This is a genomic window from Lactococcus cremoris subsp. cremoris NBRC 100676 (assembly GCF_001591705.1).
Taxonomy (GTDB): Bacteria; Bacillota; Bacilli; order Lactobacillales; family Streptococcaceae; genus Lactococcus; species Lactococcus cremoris.
The window spans coordinates 1-19,328 of sequence record NZ_BCVK01000006.1 but is presented as its reverse complement, the minus strand read 5'-3'; the positions used below and the strand labels follow the sequence as shown (position 1 = coordinate 19,328).

Below are 19,328 nucleotides of genomic sequence, written 5' to 3'. Positions count from 1 at the left end.
TTTCTGTCAGTAGCTTTTTTATGGATCATCTGATGCTTTGATTATTTCAATCGATACAAGTGTGGATAGAATCATCAGCAAAGTTGATAATTTACTTAGCCACAATCTGACCACACACTGCAATCATGGTCAGCTGTCAGTAATTTTTAGTAGAAGTTTTTTAAAGCTTTGTCCAAATTTTCTTTTGCTTTATCAAGAATTTTATTTTTAGCTAAAGTGGCGGTACCTTCAGCCCGGACAATTTCAAAAGTATCAAAGCCCATGATTTCTGAAAAAATCATTTTGAGATATTGTGGAGCAAAGTCTAAGTCTTGATAAAAATTATTTTCGCTATAAACTGAACCACTAGCAAAGAGTAAAAGCGCTCTGTAATCATCAGTCATCAATCCGGTAGATACTTTCCCTTTCTCATCAGGGAAATCAAGATATTTGAAGGTTTCACGAGCAATTAGGATATTGTCAATGTAATCTTTAAGGCGTGAAGTAATATTAAAATTATGCAAAGGTGTGACAATGACTAGGCGATGATGTTCCTTAAACTCTTTTAATAGTCGTTCAGAAGTCTGGGCAATATTAAGCTCGTCAGCAGATAATTTTTTGTCAGCAGCTTTTTTGTCCCAAATTTTGAGCAGTTGATTTTGCTCAATTCGTGGCAAATTGCCATCAAGGTCATAAAGATTAAAAATAGTCAGATCATCTTCGGAAAATTGACTCTTGTAATTAGCTAAAAATAGTTCTTGAAGTTGATTGGAAAAGTGATTAAAATTATTAAAATCGGGATGAGCGTTAATTAATAAAGTTTTCAATGATAGTTCCTCATTTCTTTTGATAAAATAATTATAAAGCATAAAGGTGATAAAATAAGACACCTTTAAAATAAAGGAAAATATTAATGAAAAAGGCAGAACGATTAAATCAGGAACTTATTTTTTTAGGAAATAAGGAAGGATTTCAGCTCAAAGATTTGATGGAAGAATTTCAGATTTCAAAAAGAACAGCCCTAAGAGATGTTGAAGAATTACAAGGGATGGGTCTGCCCTTTTATACCGAAAATGGGAGATATGGCGGATATAAGTTGATTAATCAAGGCTTATGGACACCGGTTTATTTTAATAATGATGAAATTGAAGCTATTTTCTTTGCCTTAGATGCCCTAAAACTACTTTCAAGTAGTCCTTTTGAAAAATCTTACCGTCATATTCGGCAAAAATTATCCGCAACTTTACCTGAAAGTCAGCAAGAATATATCAGTAAAATGCTGACAGTAGTTAATTTTTACGGAATTGCGCCTGTCAGTAAAGTGACTGATTTGAAATTACTGATGACAGCGATTTTGTCAGAGAAAATTGTCAAAATGACTTATTCACAGTATGAAATAAAAAAAATTGAGCTTCAAATTTACGAAATATTTTATCGAAATGGCTTGTGGATTTGTAGTGCCTATGATGTTAACCAAGAAAAATGGGGAACTTATCGTTGTGATTACATGTCAGAGGTCGAAATCATTGATGATGGTCGTCAAACTAAAAAACTATCTGAATTAAAAATGATACAAGAGACTTATGAGAAAAATTATCATGACATCCCCTTTCGCTGTCGACTGACAGATTTTGGAAAGGAGTTATATCTCAAGCACCATTATCCGAATATGCACCTAGAAGAAATTGCTGGGATTGCTTATCTTGTAGGTGCTTATCACGTGGACGAGCTGACCTATATGACTCATTACCTTTGTTCTTATGGAAATCATCTAGTTATTGAAGAACCGCAAGCACTGATTGACAGCTATCTCAAACAGCTTTCGGAAATGAAGGCGGTTTACCAAGAATAAGTCCGTCACAAGGGGAAGGACAGGTTTCTTAAATGTTTTTTTTCTGATATAATAGAAAAAAGTCCCTTCCATGGATAAATTAATGTTTAACAGATATTCGTTAATTTTTAAAATGTAACGAATGATCCTCAACAAATGAAAGAAAAAAATGAAATTTACAGACTTTAATTTTAAAGATTATATCAACCAAACTTTAGAGAATATCAAATTTGAAAAACCTACTGAAGTACAACAAAAATTGATTCCTATTGTCCTTTCTGGACGTGATTTGGTAGGGGAATCTAAAACAGGTTCTGGTAAAACGCATACCTTTTTATTGCCAATTTTCCAGAATATTAATCCTGAACTTGATGAAGTGCAAGCAGTCATCACGGCACCTTCTCGCGAATTAGCGACACAAATCTACAAAGCTGCTCAAGAATTTGTGAAAGTAAATGGCAAAATTCGCGTTTCAAACTTTGTCGGTGGAACAGATAAAGCCCGCCAAATTAAAAAATTAGAAGCAGCACAGCCACATATCGTTATTGGGACACCAGGTCGGATCCATGATTTAGTTAAGTCTAATGCCTTGGTTGTTCATACAGCAAGGACATTTGTTGTCGATGAGGCGGATATGACACTTGACATGGGCTTTTTGGCAGATGTTGACCAAATTGCTTCAAGCTTTGGTAAACGTGTGCAAATGCTAGTCTTTTCAGCAACAATTCCTCAAAAACTGCAACCTTTCTTGAAAAAATATTTGCATAATCCAGTCATGGAAAAAATTGCAAATAAAACAGTCATTTCAGATACCATTGAAAACTGGTTAGTTTCAACAAAAGGAAGTTCACATAATCAACTTTTACTTCAATTGACTAAAGCACTCAATCCTTATATGGCAATGATTTTTGCTAATACAAAAGGACGTGTTGATGATATTCATCATTTCTTGACAAGTAATGGTCTTAAAGTGGCAAAAATTCATGGTGACGTGCCACCACGTGAGCGTAAACGTATCATGAATTCAATTAAAAATCTTGATTATCAATATGTTGTTGCGACTGATATTGCAGCGCGTGGAATTGATATCGAAGGAGTTTCACATATTATCAATGATGAAATTCCAAAAGACTTGACTTTCTTTGTTCACCGTGTTGGACGTTCTGGACGTAATGGATTACGTGGTACAGCGATTACACTTTACAGCCCTTCTGATGATTCAAGCATTCGTGAAATCGAAAAAATGGGTGTAACTTTTCAACCTAAGGCTGTCAAAGATGGCGAAATTGTAGATTCTTATGATCGTGACCGTCGTGAAAAACGGACGAAAAAACAAGATGAAATTTCACTTGCTACTCGTGGAGCCTTGGCTAAAGGAAAGAAAAAAGTCAAACCAGGCTATAAACGTGCTATTAAATGGCAAATTGAAGAAGAAAACAAAAAGAATCGTCGTGCAGAGCGCAATAAAAATGCCCGTAAAACACGTGATTCTCGTAAGCAAAGTTTCTAATTGATGAAAAAATTTATCAAATTTTAAGCTTTTTTCTTGGAGCAATTCTATTGATTTTGCTTGTTTGTTTAGGATTGATTTTTAGTAAGTCTAATGACAGAACAGCGGATAAAGCCAGAGATATTGATACGATTTTAGTATTAGGTTCACGGATAAATGCTGACGAGCAACCGGCAAAAATAACTCAAGAACGTCTTGACGCAGCACTCTTACTTGCCGCTAAGAATCCACAAGCAAAAATCATTGTTTCGGGAGCTAAAGGAGCTGACGAACCTGTCAGCGAAGCTTTTAGTATGAAAAAATATTTGATGGCACACGCGATTAGTGCTGACAGGATTATCAGTGAAAATAAAGCGACAGATACCGCAGAGAATTTGAGCTATTCCAAAAAATATTTTCATGGGAAAACAGTGGTGGTGACCAATGATTTTCATCTCTATCGTGCTTTGTATTTAGCAAGCCGTCAAGGGCTAAAAGTAGAGGGATATGCTGCGAAAACTGAGGTGACAAATCCGCTTTATTATCCGAATTATTATGGTCATGAAGTACTTGGTTTAATTTATGCTTTTGTCTTTGGAACGGGATAAAAATAACTCTGTCAGTAGATTTATGTTTTAGTTAGATACTTTATCAGCGAATATGATAATTAGCAATGAGACTGATAATTCTATCCTAATTAATTCTAAACATGGAGAATAATAAATGATTTTTCTACCAGAACAAATTAGTAAACTTAATGAGCTTGAAACCTTAGTTTTTGATTTCATCATAAAATCACCCGAAGAAGTTCAACAAATGACCATTCGGGATTTGGCAAGTCAGGTTCACGTGTCAACGTCAACAATTGTTCGTTTATGTACAAAACTTGGTTTTGAAGGTTGGGCTGACCTAAAATTTTATCTTAAAAATCAATTGAAAGAAAAAACACCAGAAGAACAGCACTATGATAATATGCTTGAATTTAATATGTTTTTAAGTCGAATGAATACAGATAATTACCAAGCCAAACTTAATAATGCTGCTCAAATGATTGCTAAAGCTGATTATACTGTTTTTTTGGGACTAGGAACTTCTGGGTCATTAAGTGAGTATGCAACGAAGTATTTTGTAAATACAGGCCTGCGAAGTTTTGTCATCTCTGACCCCTTTCAAGCTGTTCAAGTTCAAGGGATGGGGAATGTTGTTGCGGTGATTATGTCCGTATCCGGAGAAACTGAACAAGTTGTCAATAAAGAATTAGAATTTAAATCTGGTGGTGCAAAAATTATTTCAATTACGAATAATGAAGATTGTACGGTAGCTAGACTCGCTGATCATCAACTCTCTTATAATCTTGTTAATGAATGGTCTAAGCAATATCCTTTAGGAAATTTGACTACTCAACTTCCAGTACTCGCTATTTTAGAAATTTTAGCTCACAAGTCAATTGATTATCTTGTTAAAAAATGATAAATTTGTTCCAAATGAAGAAACAAATATTTCAAAATCCTACTATTTGATAGTAGGATTTTTAATATATTAGTCCAAAAGCTCAAAAAGGCTGATTTAAAGCAGATGAGTAGACTTTTCAATTATTTTGTAAAGCACTTTCAAAAAAATAGATAACGCTTGCATTATGAAAATGAAAACGTTGTAATTATTTTTATAAAGAACGTTAAATTATAAAACGTTAAGAATAAGGAGAAATAATTATGGCAGATAAAGTTATTGCACTTGCATGTGCAGCCGGTATGTCAACATCACTTTTAGTATCAAAAATGCAAAAAGCAGCAGCAGAAAACGGAAAAGATTACGAAATTTTCGCAAAATCAACAGCAGACATTGATAATATGCTTGCAGGAACAGGTTCACCAAAACCAGACGTTTTACTTTTAGGCCCACAAGTTGCCTTCATGAAAGGTGAAGTTGCTAAAAAGGCAGAAATTGCTGGCGTTCCAATGGACGTGATTAAAATGCAAGATTACGGAATGATGCGTGGGGATAAAGTTCTCGCAGCTGCTGAAAATTTGATGAATTAAGCTTTGGTTTATTAAACCTGTGGGAGGGCGAAAGCTCTTTTACTATGTAAAAATAAGTATAAACAGAAACGGAATATAAGAAATGACTGATAAGTACGAGAATCCAACAAGTGATGACTACATGGGTGTGGTAATGGGCATTATCATGAGTGGAGGAAACGCCAAAGGTTTAGCCTTCCAAGCCATTCAACAAGCTAAAGATGGAAAATTTGCAGAAGCAGAAAGCTCATTAAATGAAGCGAGTGAACAACTTCGTGAAGCCCATGATGTTCAAACAGATCTCTTAACACGTTTGGCACAAGGAGAAAAAATCGGCTGGAATCTTTACATGGTTCACGCTCAAGACCATTTGATGAATGCTATTACCTTTAAATACCTTGCAGTAGAAGTTGTTGGTCAAGAACGACGCCTTCAAGCACTTGAAAACAAATAATACAGCTCCTAGCTTATTAGAAAAGCAAGATTAAAAGTTGCGGAGACGCAACTTTTTTCTAACAAAAATCGTTGAGTAAGAAAGGAGTAGAAAATGAGTTTTTTTGGAAATGTTGACTTTCAAAAATTAACCTATACAGAAAGGACTTGCTACAGTTATCTTCGCGATAATGTTGATAAAATCCCTTATTTACGCGTCCGTGACATTGCTTTAGAGTCCCATGTTGGAACTTCAAGCGTCATGCGTTTAATACATAAAATGGGTTATGATTCATACACGGATTTTAAAGAATATATTATTGATAAAAAAGAGCTGGAAAAAGGAATTTCTAACACTGCTATTCCTTTCTCATTAGATATTTTTTCAGGAGACGTTGAACAGCGTTTAGATAATTTAGCGCAACGTGTGATTGAAAGTGATAATATCATTTTTACCGGAGTTGGCTCAAGTGGTTTAATCTGTGATTATGCAGCTAGAAGATTAGCTGGTGTGGGCATTAATACTTTTTCATTTAGCGATGTAACTTATCCGATTGCTTCAAAGTTGCAAAATACAACCAATACTTTAGTAATTGCTTTATCCATTTCAGGTGAAACTAATGAAATCATTGAAGTATTGACGAGTCTTCGGTCAAATAAAGATGTTTATATTTCGAGTATCACGCCCAAAATTAATTCGAGTATCGCCGAACTGAGTGATTTTGTCCTGACCTATCGAATCAATGAACACCGAATTAACACGCATTATGACTTAACGAGTCAATTACCTACGGTCTATTTGACAGAACGTTTAACAGATCTCGTTTATCAACGTTCCCATTAAAAAAGCCAATCTGGCTTTTTTCTATGCTCAGTCGTTCCTAATGGTTTGATATCTAAAAGTAAAAAAGTTAAATTGAGATAACAAATATAATTATCAAGGCTGAACCTCGCAAGCTTAAAGGAAACTTATATGACAATTTTGGTACAGGAGTCTTCAAAAGTGACACAGAACCAAAGTGATGGAAAAATAAGAAACCGCTTTCTTTGCTTTGCCTATTAATGCTATAATGAAAATGTAGAAAAGATGAACGTGAAACCAGTTCATCAAAAAAAGTAAAGGAGACTGTTCAACCATGAACAATTTTATTCAAAACAAAATCATGCCTCCAATGATGAAATTTTTGAATACCCGTGCAGTCACGGCAATCAAAAATGGTATGATTTATCCTATCCCATTTATCATTATTGGTTCAGTATTCTTGATTCTTGGTCAACTGCCATTCCAGGCAGGACAAGACTTCATGAACAAAATCAAATTGGGCCCACTCTTTTTACAAATTAATAATGCTTCATTTGGTATTATGGCTTTGATTGCCGTGTTCGGTATTGCTTACGCTTGGGTTCGAGATGCAGGTTATGAAGGAGTACCCGCTGGTTTAACAGGTGTCATTGTTCACATCTTGTTGCAACCAGACACAATCCATCAAGTAACAAGTGTTACTGACCCAACTAAAACATCAACAGCATTTCAAGTAGGTGGTGTCATTGACCGAGCTTGGTTAGGTGGTAAAGGGATGGTTCTCTCAATCATCGTTGGACTCTTAGTAGGTTGGATTTACACTGGCTTTATGCGTCGGAACATCACAATCAAAATGCCAGAACAAGTTCCAGAAAATGTTGCCGCATCATTTACTTCACTTGTACCTGCAGGAGCAATCATTACAATGGCTGGTGTGGTTCATGGAATCACAACGATTGGCTTCAATACAACTTTCATTGAGTTAGTTTATAAATGGATTCAAACACCATTGCAACACGTAACTGACGGTCCGGTTGGGGTCTTCGTTATTGCCTTTATGCCAGTATTTATCTGGTGGTTCGGTGTTCACGGAGCGACAATCATTGGTGGGATTATGGGACCATTGCTTCAAGCAAACTCTGCTGACAATGCTGCTCTCTACAAAGCAGGACATCTTATCCTGTCAAATGGCGCCCATATCGTTACTCAATCATTTATGGACCAATACTTGACAGTTACTGGTTCTGGTTTGACCATTGGTTTAGTTATCTTCCTCTTAGTGAGTGCAAAATCAGTTCAAGGTAAAACTTTAGGACGAATGGAAATTGGACCTGCAGTATTCAATATCAACGAACCTATTCTGTTCGGACTTCCTATCGTTTTGAATCCAATCCTTGCTATTCCATTTATCTTGGCTCCGTTGATTTCAGGAATTTTGACTTACTTAGTGATTTATCTAGGAATCATTCCACCATTTAATGGTGCCTATGTTCCTTGGACAACCCCTGCGGTCTTGTCAGGATATCTAGTAGGTGGCTGGCAAGGTATGGTTTGGCAAATTATTATTCTTGCTTTGACCACAGTTCTCTATTGGCCATTTGCCAAAGCTTATGACAATATTCTTCTGAAAGAAGAAGCTGAAACAGAAGCTGGAATTAATGCTGCAGAATAATTGCAAAATTTAGATGAGCTCAAGACTTCTTGAGCTTATCTTGTTAAGAAATGATAATTTAATAATTCTAATAATTACAAGGAGAAATTATGACTTTAAAAAAAGACTTCCTCTGGGGAGGAGCAGTTGCTGCACATCAACTTGAAGGAGGCTGGAATGCTGGTGGAAAGGGAGTTTCCGTAGCAGATGTGATGACAGCAGGTAGTAATGGCGTAGAAAGAAAAATCACAAATGGAGTAATTGAGGGAGAAAATTACCCTAATCATGAAGCTATTGATTTCTATCACCACTATAAAGAAGATGTAGCGCTTTTTGCAGAACTCGGTTTAAATTGTTTTAGAACATCTATTGCTTGGACACGCATTTTTCCTAAGGGAGATGAGTCTGAACCTAACGAAGAGGGCTTGCAATTCTATGATGACTTATTTGATGAATGTTTAAAAAATGGTATTGAACCTGTCATTACTCTTTCTCACTTTGAACTTCCTTATCATTTAGTGACAGAGTATGGTGGATTCCGAAACCGAAAACTCATTGATTTCTTTTTCCATTTTTCAGAAGTAGTGATGAATCGTTATAAAGATAAAGTTAAGTATTGGATGACTTTCAATGAAATTAATAACCAAGCAAACTTTATGCGCGACTTTGCTCCTTTTACCAATTCTGGTTTGAAATTTCCAGAGGGAGCAAGCGAAAAAGAGCGTGAAGAAATCATGTATCAAGCGGCTCATTATGAACTTGTTGCCTCGGCCAAAGTTGTAGAGTTGGGACATAAAATTAATCCTGATTTCCAAATTGGTTGTATGATTGCCATGTGTCCGATTTATCCTGCAACTTGTAAACCGGAAGACATGATGGCTTCAACCGTTGCTATGCAACGTCGTTATTGGTTTGCAGATGTCCACGTTCGCGGACATTATCCAAGCTATTTAAAGGCTTATTTTGAACGCAAAGAATTTAAACTTGATATTAGTGATGAAGACTTAGAAGTTTTGAAAAATAAAAAGTTGATTATATTGGTTTTTCTTACTATATGAGTTTTGCAATTAAGGACCATGGAAAAGCGCCAACTTTTGATTATAACGAAGATAAAGATTTAGTTAAAAATAACTATGTTAAGGCTTCTGAATGGGGGTGGCAAATTGACCCATTAGGTTTACGTTATGCGATGAATTGGTTCTATGAACGTTATGAAAAACCCCTTTTCATTGTTGAAAATGGCTTTGGTGCTGTAGATGAAGTTGAAGCTGATGGAAGTATTCACGACCCATATCGAATTGAATATTTAAAAGCTCATATAGAATCAATGAAAGAAGCTGTTGAATATGATGGGGTTGACTTAATGGGATATACTCCTTGGGGCTTTATTGACCTCGTTTCTGCTGGAACCGGTGAGATGAAAAAACGCTATGGTGTCATCTATGTGGACAAAGATAATGAAGGAAATGGAACATTAAAACGCTCTAAAAAAGATTCATTTGATTGGTATCAGAAAGTTATTGCAACCAATGGTGAAGAACTTTAAAATTGAAAGACACGAAAGTGTCTTTTTATTTTTACTATAATGTAAAAAAAACACTTCAAAATAGGAAAAGGTAGTATAAAGGGTACATCTGTGTATTTTATCAATATTTTAAGGAGACAAGAAGTTTTGTAAGATAAAAATTTCGGATTATTAGATACTTGATTGTAAAAAACGTTTTCAATATGCAAAAAAGAGTGATTAAAATTCTAAAAGGCTTTTGACAAATTCGTGCATTTTGCTAAAATATCTTTACTGAGTAGTTCATGTGTAACAGAAAGGGGTTTCATGCAAGCAAAAATATAGGGGACAGCTTGTAGAAGTCTGGAAAATTTCGCATCAACCAATTCGTGAAATATGGGTTAGACATGCCTTTGAACAGGCACGACTGTCTTGGAATGAATAGAATAAAAATGTCTTAAATTTTGAGTCAATATCAGGTGATTTGGCTTTAGTTGGCGATTTTTTAATTCAAAAAGATGGAAAAAGGTTTTATGTTGTCAGCAGGGACAACGTTTATCGCGATTTAGTATTTATAGACGAAGAAACAAATTTTGAAATTGAAAATTAGATTCTCATCAATACTGAGGAATATCAACTCGTCGCACTAAAGAATTAATAAAACTTTTGGAATGTATTACAAGAAGTGTTGTTTTAAATGATTGAAAAGGGGCGTTGTAGTTCATGCTTGCCATAAATTTATTTTTCCGCTATAATAGTTAATGTTGTGGCGGCGTAGTGAAGTGGTAACACATGGCTCTGCAAAAGCTTAATCGTCGGTTCAAATCCGACCGTCGCCTTACTAAAAAAATAAAAACTTGCTTAAAAGAGCGAGTTTTTATTTTTTTATTGAATCAATTTATTAAAGAAAACTTAGAGGATTTGATGTGTTTTGGTAATCATACTAACCCGTCTTTTGTGTTAAAATAGGAGCTATGAATATCGAGTCAAAAATTAAAGAGTTTACGGATCAGCTTAATCAATTTGCCTATGAATACTATACTTTAGATGAGCCGTCTGTAGAGGATAGTGAGTACGACCGCCTATATCATGAATTAGTGAAATTGGAGCAAGAAAATCCTCAGTTAGTGAGAGCAGATTCTCCCACTCATCGGACTGGTGGCGTCATTTTAGATGGCTTTGTGAAATTTCGACATCCTTATAATCTTTATAGTTTAGGGGACGTTTTTTCGCGGGAAGAATTATCCCTTTGGGAAGAGCGTGTCCGCAAAGAGATTGTTAATCCAGAATACATTTGTGAATTAAAAATCGATGGTCTTTCGCTATCTCTTTACTATGAGAATGGCTTACTCGTGACTGCAGCAACCCGTGGTGATGGAACAACTGGTGAAAATATCACAGAAAATGTAAAACGGATTAAAGACGTTCCCTTAAAATTAAAAGAAGCCATTGATATTGTGGTGCGGGGAGAGGCTTATTTACCGCGTCAAAATTTTGCTAAATTAAATGCTGAGCGTGAACTTGCAGGAGCAGCTCCTTTTGCCAATCCTAGAAATGCAGCAGCAGGGACTTTACGTCAGCTAGATACAAAAATCGTAGCTAAACGTGGTTTGGCAACTTTCCTTTATCAAGAAGCAAGTCCGGCAACCAATGATACGCAAGAAGAAGTATTAGAATATTTCGAAGAACTTGGATTTCAAGTCAATCCTGAGCGTAAATTTGCTCGAAATTTGGATGAAATATGGGAATTTATTGAAGAAGCAACTCGCTTGCGTGACGAATTGCCTTACGATATTGATGGTGTGGTTATCAAAGTCAATAATCTTGCTGAGCAAGAGGAATTAGGTTTTACGGTTAAAGCCCCTCGATGGGCTATCGCATATAAATTTCCAGCTGAACAGGCGGAAACGGAAATTTTATCTGTTGATTGGACGGTCGGCCGTACAGGCGTTGTCACACCAACAGCAAATATGACACCTGTTCTTTTGGCACAAACAACGGTTGCAAGGGCAACTTTGCATAATGTGGATTATATCCAAGAAAAAGATATCCGTAATCATGATAAAGTAATGATTTACAAGGCGGGAGATATTATTCCTAAAGTTGGTAAGGTCCTTCTGGAGAAGCGAAAACCAGCTAAACATCTTCGTAAAACTCATCGAGCTAACAAATATGTTTGGACAAGATTTGGTAGACGAAGTGTAGAGAAAGGATTAGTTTTCTCAAAGCGAGAAGATAATCGTGTAAAAATTCCAACTCAATGTCCGGAATGTGATTCAGATTTGATCCATTTTGAGGATGAGGTGGCATTACGTTGTGTTAATCCTTTGTGTCCTGCTCAAATCCGAGAGAAGTTAATTCATTTTGCTAGTCGTGATGCGATGAATATTGTTGGCTTGGGGCCATCAGTAATTTCACAACTTTTTGATAAAAAATTAGTCACTGATGTTGCTGATTTATATCAATTGACCGTTGAAGATTTACTGACCCTCGATAAAGTCAAAGAAACTTTGGCTCAAAAAATTGTATCTGCAATTGCGCAAAGCCGTGAAAATTCAGCGGAAAAATTACTTTTTGGTTTAGGAATTCGCCACGTAGGTGGTAAAGCTGCTAAATTATTATTAGAACGTTTTGCTAATCTTAGAGCTCTTTCTCAAGCAAGTGAAGAAGAAATTTCGGAAATTCCGTCACTTGGTGGGGTAATTGCTACAGCTGTGGTTTCATATTTTGAAACAGCTGGAGCCAAAACTTTACTGGATGAACTAGAGAATGCTGGTTTGAATTTTGCATATTTAGGCGCAGTTAATGTTGAAGGAATATTATCGGGGAAGACGGTTGTTTTGACTGGTAAATTAACGACCTTGAAACGAAAAGAGGCTAAAGAAAAATTGGAAGCTTTAGGAGCAAATGTTTCGGGCTCTGTTTCTAAGAAGACTGATTTAGTGGTTGCTGGTGAAGAAGCTGGAAGTAAATTGACAAAAGCTCAGGATTTAGGAATCGAAATCTGGTCAGAACAAGATTTACTTGATTTATAAAATAATTTATCTTGGAGTTTAGAGCAGACTTTATATAAAAAAGAGATTTACTGACAGAATTGTAAAAGCCTAAGGGCTACTCTCTGACAAAGCCGTCAGTAAATAATTTAAAAAGAATGGATGAGAAGTTTTCGGGGGAAATGATGAAGGCGAGATTGATTTACAATCCGACATCGGGTCAAGAAATTATAAAAAAACATATTGCTGATATTTTGGATAAATTAGAGCAATATGGGTATGAAGCAAGTGCTTATCAAACGACAGCAGAACAAGATTCGGCTAAGAAAGAAGCAGCACGAGCAACGCAAGCTGGATTTGATTTAATCATTGCAGCAGGTGGAGATGGCACAATCAATGAAGTTGTGGCCGGAATTTCTCCCTTTGAGAAACGACCACGATTGACCATTGTCCCAACGGGAACAACTAATGATTTTGCAAGAGCACTGAAGATTCCACGAGGAAAACCACTGGAAGCAATCGAAATCATTGGTAAAAATCAAATTTTAAATATTGACGTTGGTCATGCCATTATTAAAGAGACCAAAGATGAGCAATATTTTATTAATATTGCTGCTGGTGGAGGATTGACAGAACTTACTTACAGAGTTCCTAGCCATTTAAAAACAGCATTTGGTTATTTGGCTTATTTAGCTAAAGGTGCAGAACTTTTACCTCGTGTCCGCAAAGCACCAGTTCGTGTTGTTCATGATGAGGGTGTCTTTGAAGGTGATATTTCAATGTTTTTTGCGGCACTGACTAATTCAGTTGGTGGTTTTGAAAAGATTGCGCCTGATGCAAAGTTAGATGATGGACTGTTCACACTTATTTTAGTAAAAACTGATAATTTATTTGAATTGATTGCTTTACTTGCAATTGTAGCCAATGGAAAACATTTGGATGATGTTAATTTGGAGTATATAAAAACAAGTAAAATTGAGATAGAAGCTTTAGGTGGACAATCAATCCTTCTTAATTTGGATGGTGAATATGGCGGAGATGCTCCTGTTCAATTTGATAATTTAAAAGGGCATTTGGATATGTATGTCAATCTTGATGAAATCAATGATGACCATTATATTGGCGATGAAGAAACTTTAGCTTTGGAAGCAGTTGCTCAAAAATTTGCTGAAGAAGCAAATAAGATTAAAGATGAAGATGAAACAGATTAATAAATGATAAAAGTTGCTGACAGAGTTGTCAGTGACTTTTTTTGATGCTGTCAGCAAAAAGAAAAGATAATTTTAAATTTATGAATAAGAGTGTGGTTTAATTGCTAGCCTGTCAGTAATTTGTGCAAACTGCCCAAAAGATTTAGGCACTTATCTTATTGTTTTTAGAAAACGTTTACAGTAGAATATAAACAAAGAACAAAAGTTACTAGAGGAGAAATAATGACAACACTTGTTTTAGACAAAATTTACAAAAAATATCCCAATGCCACTCAATATTCCGTTGAAGATTTCAACATTGATATCAAAGACAAAGAATTTATCGTATTCGTTGGACCTTCAGGTTGTGGGAAATCGACAACTTTACGGATGGTTGCTGGACTTGAAGATATTACCGAAGGTGAATTTAAAATTGATGGTAAGGTCATGAATGACGTCGCTCCAAAAGACCGTGATATCGCTATGGTTTTCCAAAACTATGCGCTTTATCCACACATGACTGTTTTTGACAACATGGCCTTTGGTTTGAAACTTCGTAAATTCAAAAAAGATGAAATCAAACGTCGTGTTGATGAAGCAGGAGCTATTCTTGGATTGACTGACTTGCTTGATCGTAAACCCGCTGATTTATCAGGTGGTCAACGTCAACGTGTAGCAATGGGACATGCGATTGTCCGTGATGCTAAGGTCTTTCTTATGGATGAACCTTTGTCAAACTTGGATGCTAAACTCCGTGTTTCTATGCGGACAGAAATTGCGAAAATTCACCGTCGTATTGGTGCAACAACCATTTACGTTACCCATGACCAAACTGAAGCAATGACACTTGCTGACCGTATTGTTATCATGTCTTCATCACCAAACTCAGATAAGACTGGGACAGTGGGGCGTGTGGAACAAATCGGAACGCCTCAAGAACTTTACAATGAACCAGCAAATAAATTTGTTGCTGGGTTTATCGGAAGTCTAGCTATGAATTTCTTTAATGTCAAAGTTACCGGTGGAAAATTGACAAATAATGAAGGATTAAATATGGACCTTCCTGAAGGAAAAGCAAAATTGCTTAAAGAACAAGGTTACGAAGGAAAAGAAGTGATTCTTGGAATCCGTCCAGAAGATATTCAAGCAAGCAATTTGGCACAACAAGCTTATCCAAATCAAACCATTGAGGCAGAAGTTGTCGTTTCTGAACTCCTAGGTGCTGAAACAATGCTTTATCTTAAAGCTGATTCAACTGAATTTGTTTCTCGTGTTGAAGCGCGTGATTTCCGTAATCCAGGAGAAAAAATTACAGTTGCTTTGAACTTGAATAAATCACATTTCTTTGACGCTCAAACTGAACACCGGATCGTTGATTAAATTTTAAGCCCTCTAAATCCATAAGATTCTGTCATTAATTGATGGAATCTTTTTTTCTATGTAAATAATAAGGTTACTGACAGAGCGGATAACCAAGGCTTTAACAAAGATAATGTCAAAGATAATTGACACTAAGCAGGTTCAACTTTTTAATTTTAAAATGCTAAAATGAACATAGTCAAAATAATATTATTAGGAAAGCTCTCGTCTTTTTCGATTTAGTAATAAATCACATAAAGAACACCGACACCGCTCTTTATGCCGTAAAAATATCGAATAAATGCTCTCCTGAGAAGGTTTGAAAAAATGAAAAAAACAATGGACGGAAACATGGCGGCGGCTCATATTGCTTACGCTTTTTCAGAAATTGCCGTAATTTATCCAATTACTCCAAGTTCTCCGATGGCAGATTATACTGACGCTTGGTCAGTTGCTGGACGTAAAAACATCTGGGGACAAAGAGTAAAGATTACCGAACTACAATCAGAAGCCGGTGCAGCAGGTGCCATGCACGGTGTTCTTAAAGCAGGAGGGCTTGCGACAACTTATACAGCTTCGCAAGGGCTCCTTTTGTTGCTCCCAAATATGTACAAAATGGCTGGAGAACTTTTACCAGCAGTTATTCATGTAGCAGCTCGTGCCGTAGCGGCTGGGGCGCTCAATATTTTTGGCGACCAGTCCGATGTCATGTCGGCCAGAACAACTGGTTTTGCCATGCTTGCAGAGTCATCTGTACAAGAAGTCATGGATTTGTCAGCAGTTGCACACTTAGCAACACTAGAAGGCTCAGTCCCATTCTTAAACTTCTTTGATGGCTTTAGAACTTCTCATGAAATTCAAAAAATAGATGTCATCAATTATCAAGATTTACTACCAATGGTCAACCAAGAAAAATTGGCCGATTTTCGTGCACGTGCAATGAATCCTGACCATCCAACGGTTTCAGGAATCAATCAAAATGCAGATATTTATTTCCAACAAAGAGAAACAGTCAATGCATATTACGAAGCCCTTCCTGAAATTGTCCAAAAATATATGGGCAAGATTAATGAACTTCGTGGAACAGACTATGACTTGGTCAATTATTATGGTGCACCTGATGCGACAGAAGTCATTGTTTCTATGGGTTCAGTCGCAGGAACAATTGAGCAAACAGTGGACTATTTGAATGCTCAAGGTCGCAAAGTTGGATTTTTGAATATTCATCTATATCGTCCATTTCCAATGGAAAATTTCCTTGAAAAATTGCCAAAAACAGTGACATCAGTGGCCGTTTTGGACCGGACAAAAGAAGCAGGATCAAATGGCGAACCGCTGTTTCTTGATGTTCAATCCGCACTTTTTAATAGTAATGTCAAAGAAGTGATTGGTGGCCGTTACGGAATTGGTGGGAAAGATACTCGACCAGAGCACATTGTCAGCATCTTTGATGAGTTGCTTAAGGAAAATCTAAAACGTATTTTCACCATTGGAATTACTGATGATGTCACAAATTTATCTCTTGAAAACCTGTCAGTACTTGATTTGACACCATCAGATACTTTTCAAGCAAAATTCTGGGGCTTTGGCTCTGACGGAACGGTTGGAGCAAATAAGGCAGCAATCAAAATTATTGGAGACCATACTGACAAGTACGTTCAGGCTGCTTTTGAGTATGACTCTAAAAAATCTGGTGGTCTGACCATTTCGCATTTGCGCTTTGGCGATTCACCAATTAATTCCGAATATATGACTGCCACTCTTGATTTTGTGGCCTGCCATAATATGACCTACGTTCGTAAGTACAACCTAACTAAGGGATTAAAAGCAGGCGGAGTTTTCCTTTTAAATACAAGTTGGGATTTGGAGCATTTATCAAAAAATCTTCCAAATGAGATGAAACGGTATATTGCTGAAAATAATATTCGTTTTTATACCATTGATGCCATGAAAATTGCTCATGAAACAGGAATGGAACGCAGAATTAATACAATTATGCAAGTGGCTTTTTTCAAATTAGCTCATGTCATGCCTTTTGATGAAGCTTATGAAATCTTGAAAAAAGATGCACAAAAGTATGCTAAAAAATCACCAACTATTGTTGAACAAAATTTGAAGGCCATGGCCCTTGCTTTAAATGGGTTGCACGAAGTGATTGTTCCAGAAGGCTGGGCTGAAACTACAGAAAATGTTATAGAAGCAGTTACGAAAGAAACGGCTCGTAAAAAATATGTTTTTGAGATTGTAAATAAAACCAATGCCTTTGAGGGGGATGAGCTTTCAGTTCAAACTTTAGTAGATAATGGCATGACTTTTGGTGACGAACCTTTGGGGACCACGGCTTCTGAAAAAAGAGGGATTGCTTTGGAAATCCCAGAATGGAATGCTCAAGCATGTATTCAATGTAATGAATGCTCGTTCGTTTGTCCGCACGCCGCTATTCGTCCATTTTTGGTTGATGAAGACGAATGGAACCAAGCACCTGAAGGTTTTCATGTTATGGATTACAAAGGATCTGATGGTTTAAAATATCGTATTCAGGTTTCAGTTGAAGACTGTACAGGATGTGGTTTGTGTGTTGAAGCTTGTCCTAAAAAAGGTGAAGCATTGAAAATGATTCCTTACGAAGGTCAAGAAAAAGAATCAGTCAATTGGGCTTTTGCACAAACGCTTAAAACAAAAGAAAATCCAGCTCGTCCAGGGACAATTGTTGCCAGTCAGTTTGAAAAACCACTCTTTGAATTTTCGGGAGCTTGCTCTGGCTGTGGTGAAACACCATATATCAAATTATTGACCCAAATGTTTGGCGACCGGATGATGATTTCTAATGCGACCGGCTGTTCAGCTATTTATGGTGGAACACAAGCGACCCCTTATACAACAAATGAGCAGGAACAAGGACCAGCTTGGTCAAATTCACTTTTTGAAGATAATGCTGAATATGGCTATGGAATGTGGTTGGCATCGCAAACGCGTCGCCAAAAGCTAGCAGCAGAGGTTCTTGAAGCACTTCCAGAAATGTCGGCTGAGTTACAAAATCTGGCCAAAGATTGGCTGGAACATTTAGAGGATTCAGAAGGAACACGAGCACGTGCTGAAAAAATGAAAGGCATGCTTGCTTCTGAGCACTTCAATTCTCCTAAATTAGACGCGATTTACAAACAAAAAGACCAATTCGTCAAACCTACTCAATGGATTTTTGGAGGAGATGGTTGGGCCTATGATATTGGTTTTGGTGGATTAGACCACATCGTTGCCTCAGGTGCTGATGTAAATATCTTGGTGATGGATAATGAAGTTTATGCTAACACAGGAGGACAAGTTTCTAAAGCCACTCCGGCCTCAGCCATTGCTCAATTTGCTGCTGGCGGAAAATCTAGTACCAAAAAAGATTTGGGCGCAATGTTGATGACTTACGGAGAAGTTTATGTCGCTCAAATTGCCTCAGGTGCCAATATGATGCAAACAATTCGAGCTTTTGATGAGGCTGAAAAATTTAAGGGTCCTTCAGTTATTATTGCGTATACACCATGTATTTCACATGGCCTTTATGGAGGAATACATTTAGCGCTCGATGAAGCGAAAGAAGCAGTTAATTCTGGTTATTGGCAACTTTATCGCTACAATCCTCTTCTTGAAGATTTGGGGGAAAATCCGATGATTCTTGATTTCAAAAAACCTGATTTTGGTAAAGTTAGAGACTTTTTACTTACTCAATCGCGATTTGGAAATTTATTGAAAGTAGACGCAGAGCATGCTGAGAATCTCTATGATAAAGCAGCCAAAGATTCACGAAAAAGATTTATGCGTTATGCTCGATTATCTGGCGATTTGGATAAATTCTTAGAACGTGAAGCCAAAGCCTTGGCTAAGAAAAATGCTGACTTAGGGATAAGTACAGAGACAAATCTTAAAAAAGAAAGAAAGACACGCCCAGTTGACCCTGAACGTGAAGCTAGACGAGCAGCTCGAAAAGCAGAACGGGCGGCTAAAAAATAATTTAATGGAAAATTACTGACGAAATGATTGTGTCAGTAATTTTTTATATCGTCAGCCAAAAATCTATAAATAACCCGAATT

Annotated in this window: 13 protein-coding genes, 1 tRNA gene and 1 pseudogene; 14 read left to right on the top strand and 1 reads right to left on the bottom strand. The window is 36.7% G+C overall.

Annotated features, from left to right (window positions below):
- Positions 1 to 146: 146 nt before the first annotated feature.
- Positions 147 to 806 (bottom strand): FMN-dependent NADH-azoreductase, encoded by a 660-nt coding sequence (locus LLA01S_RS01685; protein WP_021165906.1) that lies wholly within the window; start codon positions 804 to 806, stop codon positions 147 to 149.
- A gap of 86 nt (positions 807 to 892) precedes the next feature.
- Between LLA01S_RS01685 and LLA01S_RS01680 the strand changes: the two genes are divergently transcribed.
- From LLA01S_RS01680 to nifJ, 14 genes and pseudogenes are all read left to right on the top strand, one after another.
- Positions 893 to 1,831, top strand: coding sequence for a helix-turn-helix transcriptional regulator (locus tag LLA01S_RS01680; protein ID WP_061777741.1), 939 nt, complete (start codon positions 893 to 895; stop codon positions 1,829 to 1,831).
- A gap of 148 nt (positions 1,832 to 1,979) precedes the next feature.
- Positions 1,980 to 3,320, top strand: a complete 1,341-nt coding sequence (locus LLA01S_RS01675) for a DEAD/DEAH box helicase (RefSeq protein ID WP_011675485.1) — start codon at positions 1,980 to 1,982, stop codon at positions 3,318 to 3,320.
- Between the two features lie 50 nt (positions 3,321 to 3,370).
- A complete protein-coding gene (locus tag LLA01S_RS01670) occupies positions 3,371 to 3,907 on the top strand; it encodes a YdcF family protein (protein WP_011675486.1) in 537 nt (178 codons plus the stop codon).
- Positions 3,908 to 4,022: 115 nt separating this feature from the next.
- Entirely contained in the window at positions 4,023 to 4,769 is a 747-nt protein-coding gene (locus LLA01S_RS01665; protein WP_061777740.1) for a MurR/RpiR family transcriptional regulator, read from the top strand.
- 242 nt (positions 4,770 to 5,011) lie between these two features.
- Positions 5,012 to 5,338, top strand: coding sequence for a PTS sugar transporter subunit IIB (locus LLA01S_RS01660; protein ID WP_011675488.1), 327 nt, complete (start codon positions 5,012 to 5,014; stop codon positions 5,336 to 5,338).
- 82 nt (positions 5,339 to 5,420) lie between these two features.
- Entirely contained in the window at positions 5,421 to 5,771 is a 351-nt protein-coding gene (locus tag LLA01S_RS01655) for a PTS lactose/cellobiose transporter subunit IIA (protein WP_061777739.1), read from the top strand.
- Between the two features lie 93 nt (positions 5,772 to 5,864).
- Positions 5,865 to 6,593 (top strand): MurR/RpiR family transcriptional regulator, encoded by a 729-nt coding sequence (locus LLA01S_RS01650; RefSeq protein WP_011675490.1) that lies wholly within the window; start codon positions 5,865 to 5,867, stop codon positions 6,591 to 6,593.
- A 292-nt stretch (positions 6,594 to 6,885) separates the two neighbouring features.
- On the top strand, positions 6,886 to 8,223 hold the full coding sequence (locus LLA01S_RS01645) for a PTS sugar transporter subunit IIC (protein WP_021165910.1): 1,338 nt from the start codon (positions 6,886 to 6,888) through the stop codon (positions 8,221 to 8,223).
- Positions 8,224 to 8,312: 89 nt separating this feature from the next.
- Positions 8,313 to 9,748, top strand: a pseudogene (locus tag LLA01S_RS01640) (6-phospho-beta-glucosidase).
- 726 nt (positions 9,749 to 10,474) lie between these two features.
- Positions 10,475 to 10,545: transfer RNA gene (locus LLA01S_RS01630), tRNA-Cys, on the top strand.
- A 135-nt stretch (positions 10,546 to 10,680) separates the two neighbouring features.
- The gene (gene ligA / locus LLA01S_RS01625) at positions 10,681 to 12,741 is read left to right on the top strand and encodes an NAD-dependent DNA ligase LigA (protein ID WP_061777738.1); all 2,061 of its coding nucleotides are present in this window, start codon (positions 10,681 to 10,683) and stop codon (positions 12,739 to 12,741) included.
- A gap of 140 nt (positions 12,742 to 12,881) precedes the next feature.
- Positions 12,882 to 13,910, top strand: a complete 1,029-nt coding sequence (locus LLA01S_RS01620) for a diacylglycerol kinase family lipid kinase (RefSeq protein WP_081106864.1) — start codon at positions 12,882 to 12,884, stop codon at positions 13,908 to 13,910.
- 222 nt (positions 13,911 to 14,132) lie between these two features.
- Entirely contained in the window at positions 14,133 to 15,269 is a 1,137-nt protein-coding gene (locus LLA01S_RS01615; RefSeq protein WP_061777736.1) for an ABC transporter ATP-binding protein, read from the top strand.
- Positions 15,270 to 15,575: 306 nt separating this feature from the next.
- Positions 15,576 to 19,247 carry a pyruvate:ferredoxin (flavodoxin) oxidoreductase gene (gene nifJ, locus LLA01S_RS01610; protein WP_061777735.1) on the top strand — a complete coding sequence of 1,224 codons (3,672 nt, stop codon included), beginning with the start codon at positions 15,576 to 15,578 and terminating at the stop codon, positions 19,245 to 19,247.
- Positions 19,248 to 19,328: the final 81 nt, after the last annotated feature.

Coding starts and splice junctions, on each gene's coding strand:
- LLA01S_RS01680 (WP_061777741.1), top strand. CDS start 893: ATGAAAAAGGCAGAACGATTAAATCAGGAACTTATTTTTTTAGGAAAT.
- LLA01S_RS01675 (WP_011675485.1), top strand. CDS start 1,980: ATGAAATTTACAGACTTTAATTTTAAAGATTATATCAACCAAACTTTA.
- LLA01S_RS01665 (WP_061777740.1), top strand. CDS start 4,023: ATGATTTTTCTACCAGAACAAATTAGTAAACTTAATGAGCTTGAAACC.
- LLA01S_RS01660 (WP_011675488.1), top strand. CDS start 5,012: ATGGCAGATAAAGTTATTGCACTTGCATGTGCAGCCGGTATGTCAACA.
- LLA01S_RS01655 (WP_061777739.1), top strand. CDS start 5,421: ATGACTGATAAGTACGAGAATCCAACAAGTGATGACTACATGGGTGTG.
- LLA01S_RS01650 (WP_011675490.1), top strand. CDS start 5,865: ATGAGTTTTTTTGGAAATGTTGACTTTCAAAAATTAACCTATACAGAA.
- LLA01S_RS01645 (WP_021165910.1), top strand. CDS start 6,886: ATGAACAATTTTATTCAAAACAAAATCATGCCTCCAATGATGAAATTT.
- ligA (WP_061777738.1), top strand. CDS start 10,681: ATGAATATCGAGTCAAAAATTAAAGAGTTTACGGATCAGCTTAATCAA.
- LLA01S_RS01620 (WP_081106864.1), top strand. CDS start 12,882: ATGATGAAGGCGAGATTGATTTACAATCCGACATCGGGTCAAGAAATT.
- LLA01S_RS01615 (WP_061777736.1), top strand. CDS start 14,133: ATGACAACACTTGTTTTAGACAAAATTTACAAAAAATATCCCAATGCC.
- nifJ (WP_061777735.1), top strand. CDS start 15,576: ATGAAAAAAACAATGGACGGAAACATGGCGGCGGCTCATATTGCTTAC.